The following is a 1,110-nucleotide window of genomic DNA, read 5'->3' as shown; positions in this document are numbered from 1 at the left end:
GTAGCAGTCCTCAACAGATTTACGGAATTAGGTCGACCACTTACCCAAGTTACGCCTTAAATTTGGCTCAATTAGGGGCGCTTTGCCTTTCAAATCTTTGTGCAACAAAGCCGATGCAGGCCTGCATAGTGAAGGGCAGTTTGTAAAAGCTCTTGATGAGTTTTCAAAACAAAATGGCTTAATGGGGAAAGCCACACATTGGATTAAAAATATTGGTTCTTTAAGTACAGAGGTGGCAGGGGTAAAAGCTGAAGTGACACTTCTACAAGGACAAGTGAATTCCAGTATTTTGTCTAGCATTACTAAACTGGCTCAGCAGGGGAAACCTATTTTACTGTTACTTGATGAGATTCAGGCTTTAGCTAGTTCAAAATATAAAACCACGATTGCCAGTTTACGTACCGCTTTAGATATGCATAAAGAAACAATAAAGGTAGTTTTTACTGGTTCAAGTCGAGAAGGCCTGAGACAAATGTTTTCTGTGAGTAGTGCTCCCTTTTTTCATTATGGACAGAATTTACCTTTTCCAAATCTAACAAAAGCATTTACAGATCATCTGGCAGATGTATTTAATCAGACAACAGGACGTAGTTTGAATAAAGAAATTTTATGGCACGCTTTTTTAGATATGAAGCAAAGTCCTCAACTAGCAAGATCATTAGTGGAGCGTTTAGCCTTAAACCCAATGCTGGCTATAGATTTTGCCAAGGAACAGCTTATAGCCGATACAATGGGGCATCGTGACTTTTCGGGATTATGGGGAGAGTTTAAGTTATTAGAACAGCTAATTTTAAAAGCCATAGCGGAATCACAAGTTGAACTTTATAGTAGTCAATTTAGACAACATCTGGCTGATTCCATTGGTGTAGATAACATTGCGGTATCAAGTATTCAATCGGCCCTACGTTCTTTATCAAAAAAACAAATTATTTTTAAACCAGAAAATGGTACTTATGAAATCGAGGATGCTCTTTTTAAAGAATGGATTATGGATGAAGCTAGGACTTACGCACTATCATTTATAGATTCTCTGTGGTAGCAGATGATTTTTATCGAGAATAAAGTCATCAATGAAGTCTTTGATGATTGGTCTAAATAAGTTCTTTTGCC

The 1,110-nt window shown here is 37.4% G+C and carries 1 protein-coding gene; it reads left to right on the top strand.

All coding sequences use genetic code 11. The annotated features are described in order from the left end of the window. Window positions 1-82: 82 nt before the first annotated feature. The gene (locus ACSC97_RS18145; RefSeq protein WP_436662340.1) at window positions 83-1,039 is read left to right on the top strand and encodes a hypothetical protein; all 957 of its coding nucleotides are present in this window, start codon (window positions 83-85) and stop codon (window positions 1,037-1,039) included. Window positions 1,040-1,110: the final 71 nt, after the last annotated feature.

Source organism: Acinetobacter sp. P1(2025) (assembly GCF_051390655.1).
In the GTDB taxonomy this organism is placed as follows: domain Bacteria; phylum Pseudomonadota; class Gammaproteobacteria; order Pseudomonadales; family Moraxellaceae; genus Acinetobacter; species Acinetobacter junii.
This window is presented reverse-complemented; position numbering and strand designations above follow the sequence as displayed.